General features: G+C 63.7%; 24 protein-coding genes. 18 read left to right on the forward strand and 6 right to left on the reverse strand.

The genetic code is table 11. From position 1 onward, the window contains the following. Positions 1–3: 3 nt before the first annotated feature. The 6 genes from AC1RNN_RS07555 (at position 4) to AC1RNN_RS07580 (ending at position 7,457) form a co-directional block, all read left to right on the forward strand. Positions 4–822, forward strand: a complete 819-nt coding sequence (locus AC1RNN_RS07555) for an ABC transporter permease (protein WP_493087311.1) — start codon at positions 4–6, stop codon at positions 820–822. Positions 823–970: 148 nt separating this feature from the next. After that, the gene (locus tag AC1RNN_RS07560; protein ID WP_493087309.1) at positions 971–2,443 is read left to right on the forward strand and encodes an NAD-dependent succinate-semialdehyde dehydrogenase; all 1,473 of its coding nucleotides are present in this window, start codon (positions 971–973) and stop codon (positions 2,441–2,443) included. A gap of 125 nt (positions 2,444–2,568) precedes the next feature. Further along, on the forward strand, positions 2,569–3,093 hold the full coding sequence (locus AC1RNN_RS07565; RefSeq protein ID WP_493087307.1) for a MarR family winged helix-turn-helix transcriptional regulator: 525 nt from the start codon (positions 2,569–2,571) through the stop codon (positions 3,091–3,093). Beyond that, entirely contained in the window at positions 3,086–4,585 is a 1,500-nt protein-coding gene (locus AC1RNN_RS07570) for an efflux transporter outer membrane subunit (protein WP_493087305.1), read from the forward strand. The genes AC1RNN_RS07565 and AC1RNN_RS07570 overlap by 8 nt, the downstream gene beginning before the upstream one ends. A 41-nt stretch (positions 4,586–4,626) precedes the next feature. Then, the gene (locus AC1RNN_RS07575) at positions 4,627–5,880 is read left to right on the forward strand and encodes an HlyD family secretion protein (protein WP_493087303.1); all 1,254 of its coding nucleotides are present in this window, start codon (positions 4,627–4,629) and stop codon (positions 5,878–5,880) included. A gap of 5 nt (positions 5,881–5,885) precedes the next feature. Next, positions 5,886–7,457, forward strand: a complete 1,572-nt coding sequence (locus AC1RNN_RS07580) for a DHA2 family efflux MFS transporter permease subunit (protein ID WP_493087301.1) — start codon at positions 5,886–5,888, stop codon at positions 7,455–7,457. A 59-nt stretch (positions 7,458–7,516) separates the two neighbouring features. On the opposite strand, the gene AC1RNN_RS07585 is transcribed toward AC1RNN_RS07580, so the two are convergent. The 3 genes from AC1RNN_RS07585 to AC1RNN_RS07595 are packed head-to-tail and all read right to left on the reverse strand — an operon-like array spanning position 7,517 to position 9,410. Beyond that, on the reverse strand, positions 7,517–8,005 hold the full coding sequence (locus tag AC1RNN_RS07585; protein ID WP_493087299.1) for a hypothetical protein: 489 nt from the start codon (positions 8,003–8,005) through the stop codon (positions 7,517–7,519). A 56-nt stretch (positions 8,006–8,061) separates the two neighbouring features. Then, a complete protein-coding gene (locus tag AC1RNN_RS07590; RefSeq protein ID WP_493087297.1) occupies positions 8,062–8,700 on the reverse strand; it encodes a CoA transferase subunit B in 639 nt (212 codons plus the stop codon). Positions 8,701–8,702: 2 nt separating this feature from the next. Then, complete coding sequence (locus AC1RNN_RS07595; RefSeq protein WP_493087295.1) at positions 8,703–9,410, reverse strand: CoA transferase subunit A; 708 nt, start codon at positions 9,408–9,410, stop codon at positions 8,703–8,705. A gap of 80 nt (positions 9,411–9,490) precedes the next feature. Here AC1RNN_RS07595 and AC1RNN_RS07600 point away from each other — a divergent pair, with 80 nt between their 5' ends. After that, positions 9,491–10,048, forward strand: a complete 558-nt coding sequence (locus tag AC1RNN_RS07600) for a LuxR C-terminal-related transcriptional regulator (RefSeq protein WP_493087293.1) — start codon at positions 9,491–9,493, stop codon at positions 10,046–10,048. Between the two features lie 7 nt (positions 10,049–10,055). On the opposite strand, the gene AC1RNN_RS07605 is transcribed toward AC1RNN_RS07600, so the two are convergent. Beyond that, a complete protein-coding gene (locus AC1RNN_RS07605; RefSeq protein ID WP_493087291.1) occupies positions 10,056–10,688 on the reverse strand; it encodes a LysE/ArgO family amino acid transporter in 633 nt (210 codons plus the stop codon). A gap of 81 nt (positions 10,689–10,769) precedes the next feature. Here AC1RNN_RS07605 and AC1RNN_RS07610 point away from each other — a divergent pair, with 81 nt between their 5' ends. Next, positions 10,770–11,663, forward strand: coding sequence for a LysR family transcriptional regulator ArgP (locus tag AC1RNN_RS07610; protein WP_493087289.1), 894 nt, complete (start codon positions 10,770–10,772; stop codon positions 11,661–11,663). A gap of 22 nt (positions 11,664–11,685) precedes the next feature. Here the strand turns inward: AC1RNN_RS07610 and AC1RNN_RS07615 are convergent, their stop codons facing one another. Together AC1RNN_RS07615 and AC1RNN_RS07620 are read right to left on the reverse strand one after the other, a co-directional pair. After that, positions 11,686–11,991, reverse strand: a complete 306-nt coding sequence (locus AC1RNN_RS07615; RefSeq protein ID WP_493087287.1) for a DUF1330 domain-containing protein — start codon at positions 11,989–11,991, stop codon at positions 11,686–11,688. Positions 11,992–12,015: 24 nt separating this feature from the next. Next, positions 12,016–12,822, reverse strand: a complete 807-nt coding sequence (locus AC1RNN_RS07620; protein ID WP_493087285.1) for an IclR family transcriptional regulator domain-containing protein — start codon at positions 12,820–12,822, stop codon at positions 12,016–12,018. A 179-nt stretch (positions 12,823–13,001) separates the two neighbouring features. Here AC1RNN_RS07620 and AC1RNN_RS07625 point away from each other — a divergent pair, with 179 nt between their 5' ends. The 10 genes from AC1RNN_RS07625 to AC1RNN_RS07670 all read left to right on the forward strand — a co-directional run bounded on the left by AC1RNN_RS07625 (position 13,002) and on the right by AC1RNN_RS07670 (position 23,056). Then, entirely contained in the window at positions 13,002–13,937 is a 936-nt protein-coding gene (locus AC1RNN_RS07625) for a shikimate dehydrogenase family protein (RefSeq protein WP_493087283.1), read from the forward strand. A 59-nt stretch (positions 13,938–13,996) separates the two neighbouring features. Further along, positions 13,997–15,202 (forward strand): ABC transporter substrate-binding protein, encoded by a 1,206-nt coding sequence (locus tag AC1RNN_RS07630; RefSeq protein ID WP_493087281.1) that lies wholly within the window; start codon positions 13,997–13,999, stop codon positions 15,200–15,202. A 69-nt stretch (positions 15,203–15,271) separates the two neighbouring features. After that, positions 15,272–16,147: a branched-chain amino acid ABC transporter permease gene (locus tag AC1RNN_RS07635; protein WP_493087279.1), complete on the forward strand. Its 876-nt coding sequence runs from the start codon at positions 15,272–15,274 to the stop codon at positions 16,145–16,147. Between the two features lies 1 nt (position 16,148). Beyond that, a complete protein-coding gene (locus AC1RNN_RS07640; protein WP_493087277.1) occupies positions 16,149–17,132 on the forward strand; it encodes a branched-chain amino acid ABC transporter permease in 984 nt (327 codons plus the stop codon). Continuing rightward, entirely contained in the window at positions 17,132–17,905 is a 774-nt protein-coding gene (locus tag AC1RNN_RS07645) for an ABC transporter ATP-binding protein (RefSeq protein WP_493087275.1), read from the forward strand. Before AC1RNN_RS07640 ends, AC1RNN_RS07645 begins: the two co-directional genes overlap by 1 nt. 3 nt (positions 17,906–17,908) lie before the next feature. Further along, positions 17,909–18,655: an ABC transporter ATP-binding protein gene (locus AC1RNN_RS07650; protein WP_493087273.1), complete on the forward strand. Its 747-nt coding sequence runs from the start codon at positions 17,909–17,911 to the stop codon at positions 18,653–18,655. A 40-nt stretch (positions 18,656–18,695) separates the two neighbouring features. Continuing rightward, on the forward strand, positions 18,696–20,279 hold the full coding sequence (locus tag AC1RNN_RS07655; protein ID WP_493087272.1) for a methyl-accepting chemotaxis protein: 1,584 nt from the start codon (positions 18,696–18,698) through the stop codon (positions 20,277–20,279). A 61-nt stretch (positions 20,280–20,340) separates the two neighbouring features. After that, positions 20,341–21,237, forward strand: a complete 897-nt coding sequence (locus AC1RNN_RS07660) for a 4-hydroxyphenylpyruvate dioxygenase (RefSeq protein WP_493087270.1) — start codon at positions 20,341–20,343, stop codon at positions 21,235–21,237. A 5-nt stretch (positions 21,238–21,242) separates the two neighbouring features. Beyond that, entirely contained in the window at positions 21,243–22,145 is a 903-nt protein-coding gene (locus AC1RNN_RS07665) for a sugar phosphate isomerase/epimerase family protein (RefSeq protein ID WP_493087269.1), read from the forward strand. 5 nt (positions 22,146–22,150) lie between these two features. Then, positions 22,151–23,056, forward strand: a complete 906-nt coding sequence (locus tag AC1RNN_RS07670) for a lyase family protein (protein WP_493087267.1) — start codon at positions 22,151–22,153, stop codon at positions 23,054–23,056. Positions 23,057–23,069 lie beyond the last annotated feature (13 nt).

The raw sequence follows: 23,069 nt of genomic DNA on the forward strand, positions 1-23,069 counted from the left end.
CCCATGTTCAAACTGCCCGAATTCCCCCTGTACTTCACGCTGGCTGACAAGGCCGGCTGGTGGCTGCTGCGTATCGTCTGCGTGCTGGTGCTGGGCTACCTGCTCGCGCCCATCCTGGCCATCATCCCGCTGTCCTTCTCCAGCAGCTCCTTCCTGACCTACCCCATCCCCGGCTGGTCGACCAAGTGGTACAGCCACCTGTTTACCGCACCCGAGTGGTCCAGCGCCGTGCGCAACAGCTTCATCGTCGCGCCAGCAGCTACGCTGGTGGCCACCGTGCTCGGCACACTGGCGGCCGTGGGGCTCTCACGCACCGAGTTCCGCTTCAAGGGCCTGCTGATGGCGATCCTCATTGCGCCCATGGTGGTCCCCATCATCGTGGTGGGCGTGGCGACCTATCTGTACTTCGCGCCACTGGGCCTGACGGACAGCTACGTGGGGCTGATCGCGGTACACGCCGCGCTGGGTGCCCCCTTTGTGCTCACCACCGTGCTGGCGACGCTGGCCAACTTCAACCACAACCTGGTGCGTGCCTCGCTGAGCCTGGGCGAAACGCCGTTCAACACCTTCATGCGCGTCACCCTGCCGGTGATTGCGCCGGGCGTCATCTCGGGCGCGCTGTTCGCGTTTGCCACCTCGTTTGACGAAGTGGTGGTTACGCTCTTTCTGGCGGGCGCGGAGCAGACCACCCTGCCGCGCCAGATGTTCACCGGCATCCGCGAAAACATCTCGCCCACCATCGCCGCCGTGGCCACCCTGCTGATCCTCTTCACCACCAGCATGCTGCTGGTACTGGAATGGCTGCGTGGCCGCAAGGGATGACACATTGCAGGCCTAATATCGTCTGAACCGATCTGCGCAAGCCGGGCAAAGACCCGATAAAGACCCGATTTCGCTACATATTCCATAGCTGCTCGCGCAAATTCCACGAGGGCTAGAGGCCAATTTCATTGAATTTTCAGGAGCCACGATGTCCAACTCTCCCCTCTCCCTGCTCAAAGACCCCAGCCTGCTCAAGACCGACGCACTGCTCAACGGCGCCTGGCTGCCCGGCGCCAGTCGCTTCGACGTGCTGGACCCCGCCACCGGTGAAAAACTGGCTGACGTGGCCAACCTGGGCCCGGCCGACGCCGAAGCCGCCATCGCGGCGGCCAACGCCGCCTGGCCCGCCTGGAAGGGCAAGACCGCCAAGGAGCGCAGCATCTTGCTGCGCAAGTGGTTCGACCTGCTCATGGCCAACCAGGACGACCTGGCCCGCATCATGACGGCCGAGCAAGGCAAGCCATTTGCCGAGGCCAAGGGCGAAATTGCCTATGGTGCGAGCTTTGTGGAATGGTTTGCCGAAGAGGCCAAGCGCGTTAACGGCGAAACCCTGCCCCAGTTCGACAACAACCGCCGCCTCATGGTCATCAAGCAGCCCATCGGCGTGTGCGCGGCCATCACGCCGTGGAACTTCCCGCTGGCCATGATCACCCGCAAGGTAGCACCCGCGCTGGCCGCCGGCTGCACCGTGCTCATCAAGCCCGCCGAACTCACCCCACTGACGGCGCTGGCTGCGGCCGAACTGGCCATCCGCGCCGGCATTCCGGCCGGCGTGCTCAACATGATCACCGCCGACAGCGACAACTCCATCGCTGTGGGCAAGGTCATCTGCGCCAGCGACGTGGTGCGCCACCTGAGCTTCACCGGCTCCACCGAAGTCGGCCGCATCCTGATGGCGCAAAGTGCGCCCACCATCAAGAAGCTGTCACTGGAGCTGGGCGGCAACGCACCCTTCATCGTGTTTGACGACGCCGATGTGGATTCCGCCGTCGAAGGCGCCATCGCCAGCAAGTACCGCAACGCGGGCCAGACCTGTGTGTGCGCCAACCGCTTCTATGTGCAGGCCGGCGTGTACGACCAGTTCGTCGCCAAGTTTGCTGCCCGGGTCAAGACCATGAAGGTGGGCAATGGCTTTGAAGACGGCGTGCTGCAAGGTCCGCTGATCGAAGATGCAGCCGTGGAGAAGGTCAAACGCCATGTGGCCGACGCCGTGGCCAAGGGTGGCAAGGTGGAAACCGGCGGCCACGCGCTGCAGGGCCAGTTCTTTGAGCCTACCGTGGTGTCCGGCGCGACGGCTGACATGCTGTGCGCCCGCGAAGAAACCTTCGGCCCATTTGCGCCAGTGTTCAAGTTCAACACCGAGCAAGAAGCCATTGACGCCGCCAACGCCACCGAATTCGGCCTGGCCAGCTACTTCTACAGCCGCGACATCGGCCGCATCTACCGCGTGGGCGAAGCGCTGGAGTACGGCATGGTGGGCGTGAACGTGGGCATTCTGGCCACCGAACACGTGCCCTTTGGTGGCGTCAAACAATCCGGCCTGGGCCGCGAAGGCTCGCATTTCGGCATGGACGACTATGTGGAGGTGAAATACCTCTGCCTGGGCGACATCCTCAAATAAGCCCCACCTCCCCCACCCAAGCCCGCTCCGGCGGGCTTTTTTTCGCCTAATCAATTGCCGAAGCAAAAACAGCCCATGCAATATTAGCCTTGACAATATTTGCTTAGGCAATTAATATTTATTCCATGTCAAAACCATCCACTCCGTTTTACAGCCCGCACAACTACCGGCCGGAAGCCAGCATTGGCTACCTGATGCGCAACATCCTCAACCATGTTGCCCAAGCGGTGGACCGCGAACTCGCGCACACCGAGCTGACCAATGCGCAGTGGATTCCGCTCTTCAAGCTGTATTCCAAGAAAGCTTCCACCGTGGCCGAACTGGCCCGCGCCTGCGAGATCGACAACGGCGCCACCACCCGTCTGCTGGATCGCATGGAGGCCAAGGGCCTGTGCCAGCGCGTGCGCTCCGAGCAGGACCGCCGCGTCGTGAACATCGAGCTCACCCCCGCTGGCAACACGGCTGCGGCAGACATCCCGCGCATCCTCAGCGATGTACAGAACGCCCACCTCGAAGGCTTTAGCCCCGAGGAATTCGACGCGCTCAAGGGCTATCTGCAACGCATTCTGGACAACGCCCAACGCATCAAGGCCACTGCGCAATCGCAAGCGGCCTCCCCTTCTTCCGACAACGAAGCGAACAATGTCTAACACCACCTCTCCCACATCCCAAGCGCTGCGCTGGAGCCGCTTTGCCCTGAGCGCCGTGGCCATCGCCTCCCTGACCGCCTGCGCCAATTTCTCCGGCATCTTCTCCAGTGCAAAACCCGTCGCCACCCAGCAAGCCGGCCTGTCCACCCAAGCAATTCCGGCCGACAGTGTCGCCCTGGACAGCCAATGGTGGAAAGCCTATGGCGATGAACAACTGAACCAGTTGGTGGACAAGGCCCTGGCCAATAACCCCAGCCTGCGCGTGGCCCAGGCCCGCGTCCAGCGCGTGATGGCGTCCATCGACAACGCAGACGCTGCGGGCGCCCCCCAGATGAGCGCCAGCCTGGATGCCAACCGCCAGCTCTACACCCGCAATGGCCTGGTGCCCGCACCCATCGCCGGCAGCGAGCGCGACATCGCCACCCTGCAGGCCTCGGGTAGTTGGGAGCTGGACCTGTTTGGCAAGAACCGCGCAGCGTTGGACGCCGCCATTGGCCAGGGCCGTGCCGCGCAGGCCGATGCCCAGGCCGCCCGCATGCTGCTGGCCAGCAATGTGGCGCGCAACTACTTCCAGTGGATGCGCGTTCAGGGCCAGTTGGAGGTGGCGCAACGCACGCTGGCACAACGCCAGCAAACGCGACAGCTGGTGAAAGACCGCCTGCAAGCCGGCCTGGACACCCAGCTCGAACTGCACGCCAGCGAGAGCGCCCTGCCCGACGCCCGCTTCCAGATCGAAGCCCTCAAGGAACAGGAAGCGCTGCTCATCAACGCACTGGCCGCACTGACCGGACAACAAAATACGAATCTGACCCTCGTCAGCCGTGCGCCAGCAGCTATTAATTCAGTAGCAAACGCGCAAACCAAGGTTGATGCCGTCCCGCTGGACCTGCTGGGCCGCCGTGCCGACGTGGTGGCTGCCCGCTGGCGCGTGGAAGCCTCCACCCGCGATGTGGACAACGCCAAGACCCTGTTCTACCCGAACATCAACCTGACCGCGTTTGCCGGCTTCTCCAGCATCGGCTTTGACAAACTGGTGCAGAGCAGCAGCGCGCAATGGGGCGTGGGCCCCGCCATCCGTCTGCCCCTGTTTGAAGGCGGCCGCCTGCGCGCCAACCTCAAGGGTAAAACGGCTGACCTGGACGCCGCCATCGAAACCTACAACGCGGCCGTGGTCGATGCGGTACGCGACGTGGCCGACCAGCTCGCATCCACCAAAGCCATCGCGCGCCAGCAGCTGGAGCAAAAGGCCGCGCTGCAGTCAGCCGAGTCCGCCTACGCCATCGCCGTACAGCGCTATGAAGCCGGCCTAGGCAACTACCTGAACGTGCTCAATGCCGAAACCACCGTGCTCACACAGCGCAAGCTGGGCGTGGACCTCGCGGCCCGCAGCGTGGACACCCAGATCCAGCTCATCCGCGCGCTGGGCGGCGGCTTTACCGACGCCGACACCAGCACCCATACCGCACAGGCCGGCAACACCGCCGCCCGCTAAGCCCCACAGATACCGACCGAACCTGATTGAAAGACACCACCATGAGCACAACCAACACTCCCGTCGCTACCCCTGCCGGCAACCCCGCTCGCAAGAAGGCCCTGACCGCTCTCTCCATCGTCGTCCTGCTGGGCCTGGCCTATGGCGGCTTTGAGTACTACGGCTCCCGCCACTCCGAAGAAACCGACAACGCCTACGTACAAGGCAACGTGATCCAGATCACGCCCCAGGTCGGCGGCACCGTCACCGCCATCATGGCCGACGACACGGACTTCGTGAAAGCTGGCCAGGCCCTGGTGAAGCTGGACCCGGCCGACGCCAAGGTCGCACTTGACCAGGCCGAAGCCAACCTGGCCCAAGCCGTGCGCCAGGTGCGCACTCTGTACGCCAACAACGGCACCCTGTCAGCCCAGGTGACCCTGCGTGAATCCGACATTGCCAAGGCCCAGACCGAGATCGCCCGCGCCACCGACGACCTGAACCGCCGCCAGGCCCTGGCAGGCAACGGTGCCGTGTCCAAGGAAGAGCTCAACCACGCCAAGTCGCAGCTGACGGCTGCCCAAAACGCCCTGGCCGCCGCCCAGGCCGGTGTGGCCGCCGCACGCGAGCAGCTCTCCAGCAACCAGACACTGACCGAGGGCACCAACGTCGAAGGCCACCCCAGTGTGGTGGCCGCCTCGGCCAAAGTGCGCGAGGCCTACCTGGCCCTGCACCGCGCCGAGCTGCCCGCGCCGGTGGATGGCTATGTGGCCAAGCGCACCGTACAACTGGGCCAGCGCGTGGCCGCTGGTGCGCCGCTGATGTCCATCATCCCCCTCAGCCAAGTCTGGGTGGACGCCAACTTCAAGGAAGTGCAGCTGCGCAACATCCGCATTGGCCAACCCGTGAAGCTGACCGCTGACCTGTACGGCAAGAAGATGGAATACAAGGGCACCGTGGCCGGCCTCGGCGCAGGTACCGGCGCGGCCTTCTCCCTGCTGCCCGCGCAAAACGCCACTGGCAACTGGATCAAGGTCGTGCAACGTGTGCCGGTGCGTGTGGCGCTGGACGCCGAGCAACTGGCCCAGAACCCGCTGCGCGTGGGCCTGTCCATGGAGGCCACGGTGGACGTGACCGACCAGAGCGGCAAGTCGCTGGCGGATGCGCCCCGCTCGGCCTCCGTCACGCAGACCGACGTGTACACCGTGCTGGACCAGCAGGCCAACGATGAGGTGCGCAAGGTCATTGCCACCAACCTGGGCCGCACTGTCAAAGCCAGCGCCCACGCCGCAGCCAAGGCCAACACCGGCGCCTAAGCACCATGAGTTCACCCGCCGCTTACACACCACCGCCGCCCCTGCAAGGGTCGGCGCGCCTGTGGGGCACGATTGCCTTGTCCGCCGCCACGTTCATGAATGTGCTGGACTCGTCGATTGCCAACGTGTCCCTGCCCGCCATCGCCGGCGACCTCGGTGTCAGCTCCAACCAGGGAACCTGGGTCATCACCAGCTTTGGTGTGGCCAACGCCATCGCCCTGCCCCTGACCGGCTGGCTGTCACAGCGCTTCGGCCAAGTCCGCCTGTTCGTCACCAGCGTGCTGCTCTTTGTGCTCTCCAGCTGGCTGTGCGGCATTGCACCCAACATGCCTTTCCTGATCGGTGCACGCGCACTGCAGGGCTTTGTGGCCGGGCCCATGATGCCGCTCGCCCAGACGCTGCTGCTCTCGAGCTACCCGCCGGCCTTGGCCGGGCTGGCCATGGCACTATGGGCCATGACCACCTTGGTCGCGCCCGTCATGGGCCCGTTGCTGGGGGGCTGGATCACCGACAACGCCCACTGGGGATGGATCTTCTTCATCAACGTGCCCATCGGCTTCATTGCAGGCTTCATCACCTGGACCATCTTCCACAAGCGCGAGACGCCGACCCGCAAGCTGCCGATTGACACCGTGGGCCTGGCCCTGCTGGTGATTGCGGTAACAGCCATCCAGATGATGTTGGACCGCGGCAAGGAGCTTGACTGGTTCCACTCCAACGAAATCATTGCCCTGACCGTGCTCTCGGTGGTGGCCTTCGCCTTCCTGATTGCGTGGGAACTGACCGATGAGCACCCGGTGGTGGATCTCAAGCTGTTCAAGGTGCGCAACTTCCTGACTGGCACGGTGGCCATGTCGATTGCCTATGGTCTGTTCATGGGCAACATCGTGCTGCTGCCCTTGTGGCTGCAAAGCTTCATGGGCTACACCGCCACTCAGGCGGGCATGCTGATGGCACCGGTGGGCATTTTCGCCATCATCCTGTCCCCGGTGATCGGCAAGAACATCGCCAAGTTCGACACCCGCAGACTGGCAACCATCGCTTTTCTGGTGTTTGCCCTGGTGTTGTGGATGCGCTCGCACTTCAGCACGCTGTCGGACTTCAACACCATGATGATTCCCACGCTGATCCAGGGCATTGCGCTGGCGCTGTTCTTCATCCCGCTGACCAGCATCATCCTGGGGGGCTTGCCGCCCGAGAAAATTGCCTCGGCGTCGGGTTTGAGCAGCTTTACCCGCGTGCTGTTCGGCTCCTTCGGCACCTCGATCTCGGTGACCCTGTGGCAAGACCGCACCACCCTGCACCATGCGCAGCTCACCGAGATGATCAACCGGGGCAGCGTGGCGTCCAACAGCGCGCTGAGCGGCTTGAATGCCGCCGGCATGAGCACCGAGCAAGCCCTCAGCCAGATCAACCGCATGATCGACCAGCAGGCCGCCACGTTGGCTGCCAACGATGTGTTTTACGCCTCGGCCCTGATCTTCGTGGCGCTGATTCCGCTGGTGTGGCTGTCACGTCCCCAACGTGCCGGAGCAGGTGGCGGCGGCGCGGCCAGTGCGGCAGCCGGCGCCCACTGACACGAGACACGCAAAAGAAAACGGGGCCCAAGGGCCCCGTTTTTCATGGTGCGCAGTGCTCAGCCCAGTTCAGGTGTCACCGGTGCCGTGGCCCGGTTGGCGCGGCTGGCACCGTTGTTGACCGACCAGGGAATGCTGGTGGGCTTGTCCAGCGGAGCCACCTTGGCCAGCAGAGCTTGCCAGAAGAAGCCACTCTGGATGGCAATCACCGCAAACAGCATGTAGCTCTGCGAGCTGGACGCCAGCCACAGGTTGTAGGTAGGCATAAAGACAAAGGGCGAAACCAAGAGCGGCAGCACGATGCGCAGCACCTGCATGGACTCGATGCCCTTGCCCATGTTGAACAGGTCCCAGTAGTAGTTGGTGAACATGCCCAGCACCATCCAGCACACCAAGTGCCATGCATACACGATAGCGTGGTTGCGCACCAGCAAAGTGATCCAGGGCTGCGAGCCCTCGTCTGCATTGACGATCAGAACCATGAAGGTTCCCGTGGTGAGGAACACCACGAAGTAGATGAACATCAGGAATTTGAGCGCTCTGGACATGTTTTCCCCGGGGTTTGAAATTTGGCGAAAGTATCTTACCCCGGGTCAACGCTGCTTCAGAGCAGGGGAACCCCTGTTTTCTCCTGCAACTCCTCGCGGCTGACGCCCGGCGCCAGCTCCACCACCTTCAGGCCCTCGGGCGTCACGTCCATGACAGCCAGGTCGGTGATGATGCGGTCCACCACGCCCACGCCGGTCAGCGGCAGGGTGCATTGGGGCAGGATCTTCAGGTCGGTGGTGCCGTCCTTCTTGCGGGCCACATGCTCCATAAGCACGATAACGCGCTTGACGCCAGCCACCAAGTCCATGGCGCCGCCCATGCCCTTGACCATCTTGCCGGGGATCATCCAGTTGGCCAGGTCGCCCTTGGCGCTGACCTGCATGGCGCCCAGGATGGACAGGTTGATCTTGCCGCCGCGGATCATGGCAAAACTGTCGTGGCTGCCGAAGATGCTGCTGCCCTTGATGGTGGTCACGGTCTGTTTGCCGGCGTTGATCAGGTCGGCGTCCACCTCGTCTTCCGTGGGGAACGGGCCAATGCCCAGCATGCCGTTCTCACTCTGCAGCCAGACTTCCTTGTCGGCGGGGACATGGTTGGCCACCAGCGTGGGGATGCCGATGCCCAAGTTCACATAGAAACCGTCTTCCAGCTCCTGCGCCGCACGGGCGGCCATTTGGTCTTGACTCCAGCTCATGATCAGACTCCTGCTTTCTCGGTGATGGTGCGTTTCTCGATGCGTTTCTCGGGCGCGGCGTTGAGCACGACGCGGTGCACGTAAATGCCCGGCAGGTGCACCTGGTCAGGCGCAATCGCGCCGGTTTCCACAATCTCTTCCACCTCCACCACGCAAATCTTGCCGGCCATGGCCGCGGCGGGGTTGAAGTTGCGCGCCGTAAATCGGAACTGCAGATTGCCGGACTTGTCAGCACGGTGCGCCTTCACCAGCGCCACATCGGGCACCAAGGCACGTTCCATCACATAGGTCTCGCCGTCAAACTCGCGCAGCTCCTTGCCTTCGGCCACGATGGTGCCCACACCGGTCTTGGTGAAGAAGGCCGGAATGCCCGCGCCGCCGGCGCGCAGCTTTTCTGCCAGCGTGCCTTGGGGCGTGAATTCCAGTTCCAGCTCGCCCGCCAGGTACTGGCGCTCGAACTCCTTGTTCTCGCCCACGTAGGAAGAAATCATCTTCTTGATCTGGCGCGTCTCCAGCAGCTTGCCCAAGCCAAAGCCGTCCACGCCAGCGTTGTTGGAAATCACGGTCAGGTTCTTCGCGCCGCTGTCCTTGAGCGCCTCGATCAGCGCCTCGGGAATGCCGCACAGGCCGAAACCGCCCACAGCGAGCAACTGGCCATCGGCCACGATGCCTTCAAGCGCCTTCGCGGCGCTGGGGTAAATCTTGTTCACAGCAAGGTCTCCATAAAAAGAAGCAACGACCGTACGATACTACGTAGTGCCATACGTAGTTCTTCGTAAAGCCCAACCCTATGGACATTGACTACCGCCTCGCCTTCGACCTCGCCCCCGTCGGGCTGGCGCTCTCGCGCAACCGCACCATGGTGGATTGCAACCAGCGCCTGTGCGACATGTTCGGCGCCAGCCGGGCCCAGTTGGTAGGACAGTCCTTTCAGATTCTGTATCCGAGTGCCGACGAGTACGAACGCATTGGCGCGCGCATCAGCCCCATCATGAACCGCAACGGCAGTTATGCCGACGACCGCATCATGAAGCGTCTGGACGGCCGATTCAAGGGGGAAACCTTCTGGTGCCATGTGACCGGGCGGGCACTGAACCGCGACGCACCGCACGAAGCCGGCATCTGGAGCTTTGAAGACCTGAGTGCACGCCGCCCTGTGAAGGCCGAGCTGACTCCGCGCGAACGCGAGGTCGCCGCCCACCTGATGCAGGGCCTGACCTCCAAGCACATTGGCAAAACCCTGGAGATCAGCCACCGCACCGTGGAGATCTATCGCGCCCGCCTGATGCGCAAGTACAAGGCCTCCACCACCGCCGACCTGGTGCACAAGCTCATGTCGGGCAACTAAAGCAGCCTCACAGGTGCAGGCTGCGCACCAGCAAGCCGGCGGCAATGCTCCACATCATGCCGGCTACCAGCAGATCCAGCAGACGCCAGGCCAGGGGCTTGGCAAACAGCGGCGTCAGGACTCGGGCGCCGAAACCCAGACCCAGAAACCACAGCGTGCTGCCCACGCCGGCGCCCAGCAGAAACGCGCCTTGTGTACCCAGTGGCTGCTGTGCGCCCACGGCGCCCACCAGCACCACCGTGTCCAGATACACATGGGGGTTGAGCAGGCTGATGGACAGCGTTTGCGCCACCATACGCCCCACGGGCACCGGCGCCCCTGCGCCAGTAGCCTGCAAGGTGCCGGGCCGCACCGCCCGGCGCAGGGCCAATGCCCCGTAAACAGCCAGCACTGCAGCACCCAACAACCCCAGCGCATCCAGCACGCGCGGGTACTGCCCCAGTGAGGCCGCCAGGCCACTCACGCCCACCGTCATCAGCGCAATGTCCAGCAGCGCGCAGACCGCCACCACGGCCGCCACATGCTCCCGCCGCAGGCCCTGGCGCAGCACATGCGTGTTCTGCGCGCCAATGGCCACGATGAGGGACAGGCTCAGCGTGAAGCCGGTAACAAAGACAGAAGGGCTGAAGGTGTAAGTCATGGCGGCAGTATCCGGCAACTGGTGGTACAGATCTACTGAATTCTGCTAATGTAGAAACAGCAATACTTACTTTTTAACTTCATGCTCGATACCGCTTTGCTCGCCACCGTGGCCGCCGTCGTACGCGAAGGCAGCTTCGAGCGCGCCGCGCGCGTGCTGCACATCACGCCTTCCGCCGTCTCCCAGCGCATCCGACAGGCCGAAGACCGCGTGGGCACCGTACTCGTCGTACGCGGCCAGCCCTGCACGCCGACCGAAGCCGGTGCGCGCCTCTGCCGCCATGCCGAGACCGTGGCCCTGCTGGAAAGCGAGCTGCACCACGACATGCCGGCCTTGCGCAGCGAAGGTGTGCCGGCCGCCACCATCCGCATTGCCATCAACGCCGACAGCATGGCAACCTGGTTTGTGCAGGCCATGCAGGCCTTTTGTGCGCAAGGCAACACGCTGCTGGACGTGGTGCTGGACGACCAGGACCGCACCAGCGAATGGTTGCGCCGCGGCCAGGTTCTGGCGGCCGTGTCCTCCCTGGCCAAGCCCGTACAGGGCTGCCGCAGCCGCAAACTGGGGGCCCTGCGCTACTGCGCCACCGCATCACCGGAATTCATGCAGCGCTGGTTTGCACAAGGCGTCAGCGCCGAGAGCCTGGCCCGGGCACCCAGTCTGGTGTTTGACCGCAACGACCGCCTGCAGGAACGCTGGGTACGCCGCGTAACACGCAAAGACTTGACCCTGCCAGCGCACCGCCTGCCCTCTTCCCAAGCGTTTGTAGATGCCACGCTGGCCGGCCTTGGCTGGGGCATGAACCCCACCGCTCTGGTGCAGGGCCACCTGGCTGCGGGTCGTCTGGTGGAGTTGTTGCCGGACCGGGCACTGGATACCCCGCTGTACTGGCAAGTGGCTCAACTCCCTTTGCCGGAATTGGCGCGGTTGAGTGAATGTGTGCAGAAGGCAGCTGGAGCAGGGCTGGGGAGGTAATTTTTAATACCCAGATAAAAAGTCACCCCGGCTGCGCCCCCTCATACCCCTCAATCACAATCACATCCGCCGTAGCCGCCCCTAGCCGACACTCCCTCGCCGCCTGGTACTCCGGCGAATTCCAGCAGTCCAACGCTGACTGGTAGCTGGGAAACTCGATCAGCACATTGCGCCCACGCGCGCTGCCTTCGACGGCCTCGAAACGCCCCGACCGCACCAGAAAGCGCGCGCCGTACTTGGCAAACGCGACAGCATTGGCAGTGATATAGGTTTGGTACTGCTCGGGGTTGCTCACGTCGACCCGGGCGATCCAGTAGCCTTTGCTCATTCCAGTCCCTTTCCTTCAGATGATTCAGATGAGATTGCGCATGGCGCGCGCGGTTTCCTGCAACACCGGCAGCACGCGAGCCACCGCGTCGTCGGTAGATTCATTGCCCATGGGCATGGTCACATTCAGCGCCCCTACGAGCACGCTGTGCCGGTCCATCAGCGGCACTGCCACGCCGCGGTGGTTCAGCTCCAGTTGCTGCTCCGAGATGGCCCAGCCCTGCTGGCGGATACGCGCCAGCTCCACCCTCAAGCGGTCTTTGCTGGCAATTGTGTGGGAGGTGTAAGCGCGTAATTCGCGGGTGGTAAGCCAGCGCTCCAGCCACTCGGGCTCGCGCATGGACAGCAGTAACATGCCGGCCGCCGTCACCTGCGCGGGCACCCGTGCGCCCAGCACGTAGCCGGTGTTCATGGTGCGGTTGGTGCCGTTGCGCGCGATATAGACGATGTCGTCGCCGTCCATCACACAGACGTAGGCAATCTCTTGCGTGCCCGCCGTCACCCGCTGCAAAAACGGCTGCACGATGCGCGGCAGCCGTGCCGACTCCAGGTAAGACTGGCCCAGACGCAACACACGCGGCGTGAGCCAAAACAGCTTGCCATCGGTGGCCACATAGCCCAAGTACTGCAGGGTCAACAGGTAACGGCGCGCAGCGGTGCGCGTCATGCCGCAGCGCTCGCCCGCCTGGCTGGCGGTCATGCGGGGGTGGGCGTCATCAAAGGTCTCAATGATGGTCAGACCTTTTTCCAGGCCAGCAATCCAGTCTTTCTTGTCCAGCCCCGGCGTTTCGGGTTCGGTCAGGGCAAAGGGGGCGATGGCGGTGGGCGACATGGGCAAATTCTGGCGGCAAGGAATGGCGAAAGGCCTAGTGATAACCCGTATTACGATCGATCATCGAACAACAACGTTCGATGATCGATCTTTTTGACAAGATTATCCTTTTGGAACAGACAGTGCATGGCTAAAGTTCGTTCCGAAATCGCCAACTTGATCGACAAACGAACAATTCCATGCATTCCGCTGCCGTTCCCACCCTTTCAGGCACCACCGACGTCTACCTGATCGTCGGGTACCCGGTAGCCCAGGTACAGGCGCCAGCCCTGTTCAACGCCGTGTTCGCCCGCGCAGGCCTGAACGCCGTGATGGTGCCGGTGGAAATTGCCCCGCTACACCTGCTGGAGTTTGTGAAGTCTGCCTTCCTGGCCCCCAATGTGCGGGGCCTGTGCGCCACCATTCCCCACAAAAATGCGCTGGCCGACGCGATGCACACCTGCAGCCCGAGCGCCCGTATGGCCGGGGCCGTCAATGCCGTGCGCCGCCGTGCCGATGGACACCTCGAAGGCGAACTGTTTGACGGCCAGGGCTTGCGCGCGGCGCTGGACTACTTTGGCATGGACTACAGTGGCAAACGCGCACTGGTGCTGGGTGCCGGAGGGGCAGCCGCCGCCATTGCCAGCGAGCTGGCCAGCGCGGCGCCCTATGCAGCCGCCCAGGTCAGCCTTTATGACCCCGCACCCGGCAAGGCCCAGGCTTTGGCCAAGCGCCTGGCCGCCCACACGCCTGTTCCGGTCGAGGCCGCCAACACCAATGACCCGGCTGGGTTTGACCTGGTGATCAATGCCAGCCCGCTGGGCCTGCAGCCGGACGACGCCCAGCCCTGCGATGTACAACGCATGGAACCCCACGCGGCGGTGATGGACATTGTGATGAAGCACCAGCCCAGCCGCTGGGTGCGTGCGGCGCGGGCCCGTGGCCTGCAGGCCCAGCCCGGATTTGAGATGCTGATACAGCAAACCGCACCCTACCTCGACTTTTTTGGCTTGCACCCTGCGGCCGAACTGGTGCGCAGCGATGCCAGCTTTCTGCGCGAGCAGATATACCCCAACGCACTGCGCAGCGAGATCCGCGGGCATGAGCCTCACCAGCTGATTCCCGCACTGCTCTGACTGAGCCCTACCAATCCATCACCCTGGCTTTCCATTTTTTCAACCGAGGAGACAATGACATGCAAAAACGAAACACTCTCAAATTGATAGCTGCTTGCGCAATTTTGATGGGGGCTAGCACCTCATTTGCACAAGAAACCATCAAGATCGCCAACATTGTGGAACTGTCCGGCGGCGGCGCCACAGCCGGTACCAACTTCAAGAATGGCGTGGAACTGGCCGTGAAGGAAATCAATGCCTCCGGCGGCATCCTGGGCAAGAAGATCCAGACCATCACCTCCGATACCCAGTCCAACCCCGGCGTGGCCAAGGGCCTGACACAAAAGGCCGTGGACGACGACGTGTTTGCCATCTTCGGCCCCGTGTTCTCCGGCTCCATCATGGTGTCCATGGCCGAGAGCCGCAAAGCCGAGATCCCCAACTTCACCGGGGGCGAAGCCGCCAGCATCACCATGCAGGGCAACCCCTACGTCTTCCGCACCAGCTTCACCCAAGCCACAGCCATGCCCAAGGTGGCCCGCTATATCAGCGACGGCGCCAAGCTCAAGACCATTGCCATCATTTATGTGAACAACGACTTCGGCAAGGGCGGCCTGGACATGATCAAGAAGGCGCTGGACAAGTCGCCCACCAAGGTCGTGGCTGAAATCTCCACCGACTCCGGCCAGGTGGACTTCTCCGCCGCCGTGCTCAAGGCCAAGCAAAGCAACGCCGACGGCGTGTTCGTCTACTCCAACGAAGAAGAATCTGCCCGCGCCCTGCGCGAGCTGCGCAAGCAGGGCTGGAACAAGCCCATCATTGGTGAAACCACGCTGACCGGCCAGAAGGTCATCGAACTCGCTGGCGAGGCAGCCAACGGCGCCGTCGCCCACGTGGGTCTGACCGTGGATGCCCCGCTGCCCGCCATCCGTGCCTTCCGCGCCAAGTTCGAGCGCGAGTACAAATATGTGTCCGACCACAACGGCATGAAGGGCTACTCCGGCATCTACACGCTCAAGGCCGCCATCGAAAAAGTGGGCAAGCTGGACCGCAAGGCCGTGGCCAACGCGCTGCACAGCCTTGTAGTCACCACCGACAAGGAACCCGGCATCCTGATGAACGTGGCCTTTGACCAGAACGGCGACCTAGACCGCGAAAGCTTCCTGGTGGAAGTCAAGAACGGCCAGCAAGTGGTGGTGGCCACCCTGCCCCCGCTCAACCCCATCGTGGCCGCCAACAAGCCCGCAGCCCCTGCGGCCAAGCCTGCGGCACCCGCCAAGAAGTAAGCCCGCCGGGCCCGGGGCGGCACACCGCCGCCGGGCCCGCGCTATCCACGTTACCCCACGGGATCTTCCATGACCGATTTCCTCCAACTCTTCTTCAGTGGCATGGCCACGGGCGCCATCTACGCCCTGGCCGCCCTGGGTTTCACCCTGCTGTGGCAGGCCAGCGGCACCATCAACTTCGCCCAGGGCGAGTTCGTCATGCTGCCGGCTTTCATGATGCTGGGCTTCCTCAGCATCGGTGCGCCCCTGGCCGTGAGCTTTGTGCTCACTGCCGTACTGGCCACCTTCCTGCTGGGTTGGGTCTTCAAGCGTGGTCTGGTCGATCCCCTCTTCAAGTTCGGCATGATGCCCATCGTGGTAGCCACCATCGGCCTGTCCATCGCCATGCGCAACGGCCTGCGTGCCGGCTACAGCGCCGAAGCCCACCCCTTCCCCAGCCTGTTTGCCGACAAGCTGTTTCAGGTTGCCGGCGTGACCATTACCTTGGCCGACGTGGGCACCTTCGCCCTGGCACTGGTACTGGTGTTTGCCACCCAGGCTTTCATGACCAAGACCGTCACCGGCCGCGCCATGCAGGCCGTGGCGCAAAACACCGAGAGCGCCAGCGTGCTGGGCATCAACGTGCCGCGCATGATTTTTTACGCCTTTGCCATCAACGCCATCCTGGCCGTGGCAGCGGCCCTGCTGGTCACCCCCACCTACCTGGCCAAGTTCGACATGGGCGAATCGCTGGGCAACAAGGCCTTCTTCGCGGCCATCATCGGCGGCTTCAACAACTCGCGCGGCGCTCTCTTGGGCGGGCTCATCGTGGGCGTGTGCGAAAACCTGGCCGCGGCCTACATCTCCCCGGCCTACAAGGATGCCGTGGCCCTGGTCATCTTCATGGTCGTGATCCTGTTCAAGCCGCAAGGGCTGCTGGGCAAGAAAGTCGAACGCAAGGTCTGACATGAAAAAACTCACTCTTATTTTGATAGCTGCTTGCGCACTGTTGATGCTGGTTGCGCCGCCTTTCCTCAAGAACTACGGGATCTACCTGCTGTCTTACTGGCTGGTCTTCGTGATCGCCACCATGGGCCTGAACCTGACCGTGGGCTACGCCGGGCAAAAGTCCCTGGGCCATGCGGCCTTCTTCGGCATCGGCGCCTACACCGTAGCCATCTTCATGAAAGCCGGCTTCAGCTTCTGGCTGGGCCTGCCCGCTGCGGCGCTGATCTGCTTCTTCGTCGGCATTGCGCTGGGCTTCCCGGCGCTGCGCGTGCAGACCATCTACCTGGCCTTTGCCACCCTGGGCTTCAACACCGCAGTCTGGCTGGTCATGCGCAACGAAGAGTGGCTCACCGGGGGCACCTTCGGCATCAACAACATCGCCCGTCCCAGCCTGTTCGGCATCTCGCTGGAAGGCAACCTGGCTTACTACTACTTTGTGCTGGCTACTGCGCTGTTGCTGGGCGCCCTGCAATGGGGTCTGCTGCGCAGCCCCTGGGGCAAGGCCTTCACCGCGCTGCGTGACAACCCGATCCGCGCCGAGAGCCTGGGTATCAACACCCGCAGTTACACCCTGCTGAGCTTCGCCATCGGCGCCGCCTACGCCGGCATTGCCGGTGCGCTGTTCGCCTCGCTGGTGCAGTTCATCGAACCCGCGCCCTTCACCGTGGGTGCGTCCATCATGATGTACTTGATGGTGGTGGTGGGTGGCCCGGGCTACTTCCTGGGTCCGCTGCTGGGCTCGGCCGTGGGCGTGATCCTGCCCGAGTGGCTGCGCTTCGCGCAGGCCTGGTACCTCTTCGTCTTCGGTGCTGCCGTGGTGCTGCTGATGATCTGGCTGCCCGATGGTCTGCTGAGCATCCCCGACCGCATCAAGGCCAAGCGCCAGGCCCGCGAAGCCAGCACCGCACGCGCCGCTGCCGCACAACAACAGGGAGCCAAATGATGAGCCAACCCGCTGCACAACAACCCGTTCTTAAAGTTACCAACATCAAGAAGGCCTACGGTGCCATCCAGGCCGTGGGCGGTGTGTCCTTCGAAGTCCTGCCCGGAGAAATCTTTGGCGTGATCGGACCCAACGGCTCGGGCAAGACCACCCTGTTCAACAGCATGCTGGGCCAGATCACCCCGGACGAAGGCAAGATCGAACTCAATGGCCGCGACGTGACACAGGCCGGCCCGCTGGAACTCAACCGCCTGGGCGTGGGCCGCACCTTCCAGACCCTGCAGGTCTTCGGCAAGATGAGCGTGCGCGACAACCTGCTGGTGGCTGCCCAGGAGCACAAGGGCACCATGCTCAGCCGCATGTTCGCCCCCGGCGACTCGGGCCTGGGCGCCAAGGCCGACGCGCTGATCGACCAGTTCCGCATCCGCCATGTGGCCGACAAGAACGCCGGCGAACTGTCCTACGGCCAGCAAAAGCTGGTGGACATTGCCATGGCCTTCATGAGCGAGCCCGACCTCGTGCTGCTGGACGAACCCTGCGCCGGCGTGAACCCCAGCCTGGTGGGCGGCATCAGCACTCTGCTGAAGGAACTCAACCAGAACCCCAAGTTCGGCAAGAAGAGCTCCTTCGTCGTCATCGAACACAACATGGACTTCGTGATGGACCTGTGCCACCGCATCATGGTCATGGTCGAAGGCCAGGTCATGGCCATCGGTACGCCTGCCGAAATCCGCGCCAACAAGCAAGTCCTCGACGCCTACCTGGGAAGCTAAGCCATGAGCAACAACATCGCCATTGAATTCAAGGACGTGGTGGCCGGGTACAAGGATTTCATGATCCTGAACAACCTGTCCTTCCAGGCCAAGCGCGGCACCATCACCCTGCTGCTGGGCCCCAACGGCGCGGGCAAGTCCACCGTGCTCAAGACCCTGTTCGGTCTGCTCAAGCCGCGCCAGGGCGACATCCTGCTCGACGGCGTGAGCGTGGCCGGCGCCAGCCAAAAAGCACTGCTGGCACAAGGCATTGCCTTCGTGCCCCAGGGCCGCAACCTGTTTGGCCAGCTTAGCGTGTGGGAGAACCTGGAGCTGGGCGGCATCACCCTGGGCATGAAGACCACGCACGAACGCATTCCCGAGGTGCTGGAGTTTTTCCCCCGCGTGAAAGAGCGCCTGCATTCCGCGGCGTCCGCCCTCTCCGGCGGCGAGCAGAAGCAGCTGGAGATTGGCCGCGCCCTGCTGCTGCGTCCCAAGGTCATCCTGATTGACGAACCCTCCATCGGCCTCTCACCCATGGTGGTAGCCGATGTGTTCAAGCTCTTGCGCAAGCTGGCCGACCAAGGGACCACGGTGCTCATGGTGGAACAGAACGTGAAAAGCGCGCTGAAGATTTCGGACGAAGCCATCGCGCTCGAATCAGGCCGCATGGTGCTGCAAAAGCCGGCCGCCGAGCTGCTGGCTGATCCGCACATCGAGCGCCTGTTCCTGGGCGGAGCCCACACCAGCGCTGCCCCCGCCACCGTGTGACTGCGCCCCCGGCAAGCCAACCGCCCAGAGAGGACCAACCATGCGTTTGAACACCATCCACCGCCGCCTGATGCTGGCGTTTACCGTGGTGCTGGCATTGATGATTCTGATCCTGGGTCAGGGCCTGCTAGGGCAGCAGCACACCGAGAAGATGGTCGACCACCTCGGCAATTCGCTCGCCAGAACGGAGCGTGATGCCTTGCAGTGGAAAGAAATCCTGAGCAGCCAGGGCATCAACACCAGCCTGCTCATCGCCACCGGAGACCCCGAAAAGCAAAAGCCGCTGCGCAGCAACATCCAGACCCAGTTGCAGACCATCGACGGCCTGGTCAAGACCTACACGTCCAAATCCAGCGATGGGCCTGCTGAAGCGGCCTTGCTGCAGCAGCTCAACAGCTCCTATGCGGCCTACAAGACGGCCCTGGCGGCCGTGCTGGCCGCCGTGGATAGCGGCTCCAGCGATTTCTCGCGCACCGAGTTCAACGACACCTATGTGCCCAAGTTGCTGGGCCACCAGAAAGACCTGAGTGCCTGGGCCGCACACCAGCAGGCCTCCATGGATGCAGGCGTCCAAGCCGTCAAGGATGAACAGGACCGGGCAAGGGTGCTGATGGTCGGCGTGGGCCTGCTGGCCTGCACCGTGGGTGTCGTCCTGTCGTGGACCATCTCGCGCAGCATCAGCGGCGCGGCCACGGAAGCCGTACGCCTGGCCCATGCGATTGCCCAGGGCCAACTCGACGTCGCCAGCCGCAACGTCACCAGCTTCGGAGAAATGCAGCAACTGCTCGATGCGCTCAAGGGCATGCAGGACAACCTGGTGCGCGTGGTGTCGGCGGTTCGCTTGGGATCTGAAGGGGTGGCCACAGCGAGTGCAGAAATCGCCAAGGGCAATAGCGACCTGTCCGCCCGCACTGAACAACAAGCCAGCTCGCTGCAGCAGACCACCGGCGCCATGCATGAACTCAGCAACAGCGTGCATGGCAATGCCAGCCATGTGCAACAGGCCAATGCATTGGCCAGCGACGCCTCCGGCACCGCCAGAAAGAGCGGCCAGGTGGTGACGGATCTGGTGCAGACCATGCAACAGATCGATCAGGCCTCCAAGAAGATCGCCGACATCATCCAGGTCATCGACGGCATCGCCTTCCAGACCAACATCCTGGCGCTGAACGCGGCCGTGGAAGCTGCCCGTGCCGGCGAACAGGGCCGCGGCTTTGCCGTGGTGGCTGCCGAAGTGCGCTCGCTGGCAGGCCACAGCGCAGAAGCCGCCAAGCAGATCAAGGGACTGATCGGCACCAGCGTGCAGCGCGTCAACCAGGGCAACCATCTGGTGGAACAGGTGCAGCACTCCATGTCCGACATGGTCCAATCCATCGAACGCGTGACCGAAGTCATGACCCTGATCAGCCAGGCCGGGCAGGAGCAATCCCACGGCGTCTCCCGGCTGGGGGACGCCATTGCCACCATCGACCAGGTCACCCAACAAAACGCCGCACTGGTTGAGCAGATGGCTGCCGCCGCAGCCGGCCTCAACAACATGGCAGAACAGCAGGTGGAGGCGGTTGCCGTCTTTGACCTGGGCACACGCGGCACCACCCAGCCGCTGGCGCTCGCGCGCACCTGATACGCCGCCCCCTCATTAACACCCCATACATCGCCCCCAAATACCAACTGGAGCCAGCACAATGTCCGACTACCGCACCAATCCCTCCCGCCCCAGCGGCGCAGACCGCGAGCACATTGACGAAGGCCCCAACCCGCTGGGACTGGAGGGCATCGAGTTCATCGAGTACGCCACCTCCAAGCCGCAGGCGCTGGGCCAGGTGCTCGAAGCCATGGGCTTTCGCCCGATCGCGCGCCACCGCTCGCGCGAGGTGCTGCTGTACCGCCAGGGCGATGTGAACATCATCGTCAACGCCCATGGCCGTGGCGCCGCGCTGACCGAGAAGCCCGAGATTGCCGCCATCGCCCTGCGTGTGCAGGACGCCTCGGCCGCCTACCGCCGCGCGCTGGAGCGCGGCGCCTGGGCCGTACCGGTGCAGGTGGAGGTGATGGAGCTCCACATTCCGGCCATCCACGGCGTGGGCAACAGCCGCATCTACTTTGTCGACCGCTACCGCGAGTTCTCCATCTACGACGTGGACTTCACGCCCGTTCCCGCAGTGGACAAGTTCCCCCCGGCCATCACCGGCTTGCACTTCTTTGGCGTTGTGCAGTACATCGGCAATGACCGCGTGGACGATTGGACCGAGTTCTACGGCGCGCTGTTCGGCTTCACCGCGCTGGAGCCGGAAACCCGCTTTGGCATCCTGCCCAAGGGCCGCATCCTGCAAAGCCCCTGCAAGACCTTTTACCTGCAACTCATCGAACCCGAGCCCGGTGTGCTGGACGTGGAAGACGACGAATGCTTCCAGCGCGTGGGCCTGGGCACACCCGATGTGCAGGCCACCGTGGCCGCGCTGCGGCAGCGTGGTGTGGAGTTTGTCCCCAGCAAGGACCCGGCGCAGGACAGCAAGGGTGCGCTGACCCGCCCCACCATGGGCAACGCCATGTTCGAGCTGGTCCACCACGTGCGGAGCTGAACGCCATGAGCCAATTCGACGGCAAGTTTGACGATTTCGGCATGGACACCATCACGCTGGCCGGGCCGCTCAAGGCCAAGCTGGCGGCGATGAAGGACGCCGGCTTCACACAGGTGATGTTGCTGGCCCGCGACCTGGTGGGCCACCCCGACGGCTGGCAGGCCGCAGTACAGGAAGTCAAGGACAGCGGCCTGCGCGTCACCGGCTTCCAGGTGCTGCGCGACTTCGAGGGCCTGTCGGGCCACCTGCACGAGTACAAGGTCGATATCGCCAAGAGCATGATGGAGATGTGCGCCGCGCTGGACTGCCGCGTCATGCTGGCCTGCTCCAGCACTTCCACCCACGCCACCGGTGATACCGCCACGCTGGTGAAGGACCTGCGCAAGCTGGCCATGCTGGCCATCCCCATGAACATCAAGATCGCCTTCGAGGCGCTGTCCTGGGGCCGCACCATCAACGAGTTCCCGCAAGCCTGGGACCTCATCATGGAAGCCGACATGCCCAACCTGGGCCTGGGCTTCGACTCCTTCCACATGTTCGCCACCAAGACGCCGCTGGACGACCTGGAAATCCTGGACCCCAGCAAGATCTTCCTGGTGCAGTTGGCCGACTTCATGTGGAACGAGATCAAGACCGTGGAGGAGCGCATCAGCACGGCGCGCACCTTCCGCGTCTTCCCGGGTGAAGGCGTGCACAGCGAGGCCTTGGCCCAGCTGGTGCTCAAGCTGCACCAGCTTGGCTACCGCGGCGACTACAGCTTTGAAGTCTTCAATGACGACTACCAGCAGATGCCGCTGGCCACCGTGGCCGAACGCGCACGCCGCGCCGCCCTGTGGCTGGGCGAGGACGTGTTGCGCCGCTCCGTGCCCCTGCCCAACCAGCTTCGCCTCAAGCAAACCCGACGCTGAATGCCATGAGCAGTGTGTTCGACGATTTTTTGCACCCGCCCGAGGTGCTGCAGTCCTTCGGGGCCCAGCGCTTTGTGGCGGCCATGCTGCGCGTGGAAGCTGCGCTGGCCCAGGCCCAGGCTCAGTGCGGCGTAATTCCGGTGGCGGCGGCCCAGTCCATCGTGGGCACCTGCAAGGTCGACCTGTTTGATGCGCCCAAGATCGTGCGCGACAGCGGTCGTGCTGGCAGCCTGGCGATCCCGCTGGTCAAAAGCCTGCGCGAAACGGTGGGCCTGTTCAACCCCGAAGCGGCCTCCTATGTGCACTTTGCCTGCACCAAGCAGGACCTGGTGGACACCGCCACTGTGCTGATCACCCACGATGTGCTGGAACGACTGCGCAGCGATGTGCAACAGTGCACGCGGCGGCTCGAGGCCCCGGAGATGGCGCACGCCGCCGCCCCGCTGCTGCGCGCCCTGCAGCGGCTGGAGCACAGCGCTAACGACGCGCTGTGCGTACAACTCAGCGGAACGCTGGCTCAAACACCGGAGCATGGCGCCGAGGTGGTGCGCCTGGTGGCGCAGCAGTTGGGCCTGGCCGTACCGGCTGCCCCCTGGCATACCCAGCGCGACGCTTGGGTGGCCCTGGGCTGTGACCTGGGCCTGCTGATCGGCAGCCTGGGCACGCTGGCCAAGGGCATGGCGCGCGACGCTACGGCCGACGAGGTGCCCGCAGGATGCCTGGTGGCCCTGGCCATGGCCAAGCGCGCACCGCAGCGCGTGGCCGGTCTGCTGGCCTCCATGCCCGACGCTTACGAGCGCGGCCTGGGTGTCTGGCAGGCCGAACAGACCGACTGGGCGCAGCTGCTCATGTCAGCACATGCCAGCGCCAATGGGGTGTGGCAGGCCTTGCAGAGGGATGGGCGAGGCTAGGTGGGGGATCCTG

This window comes from Rhodoferax sp. GW822-FHT02D07 (assembly GCF_058802405.1).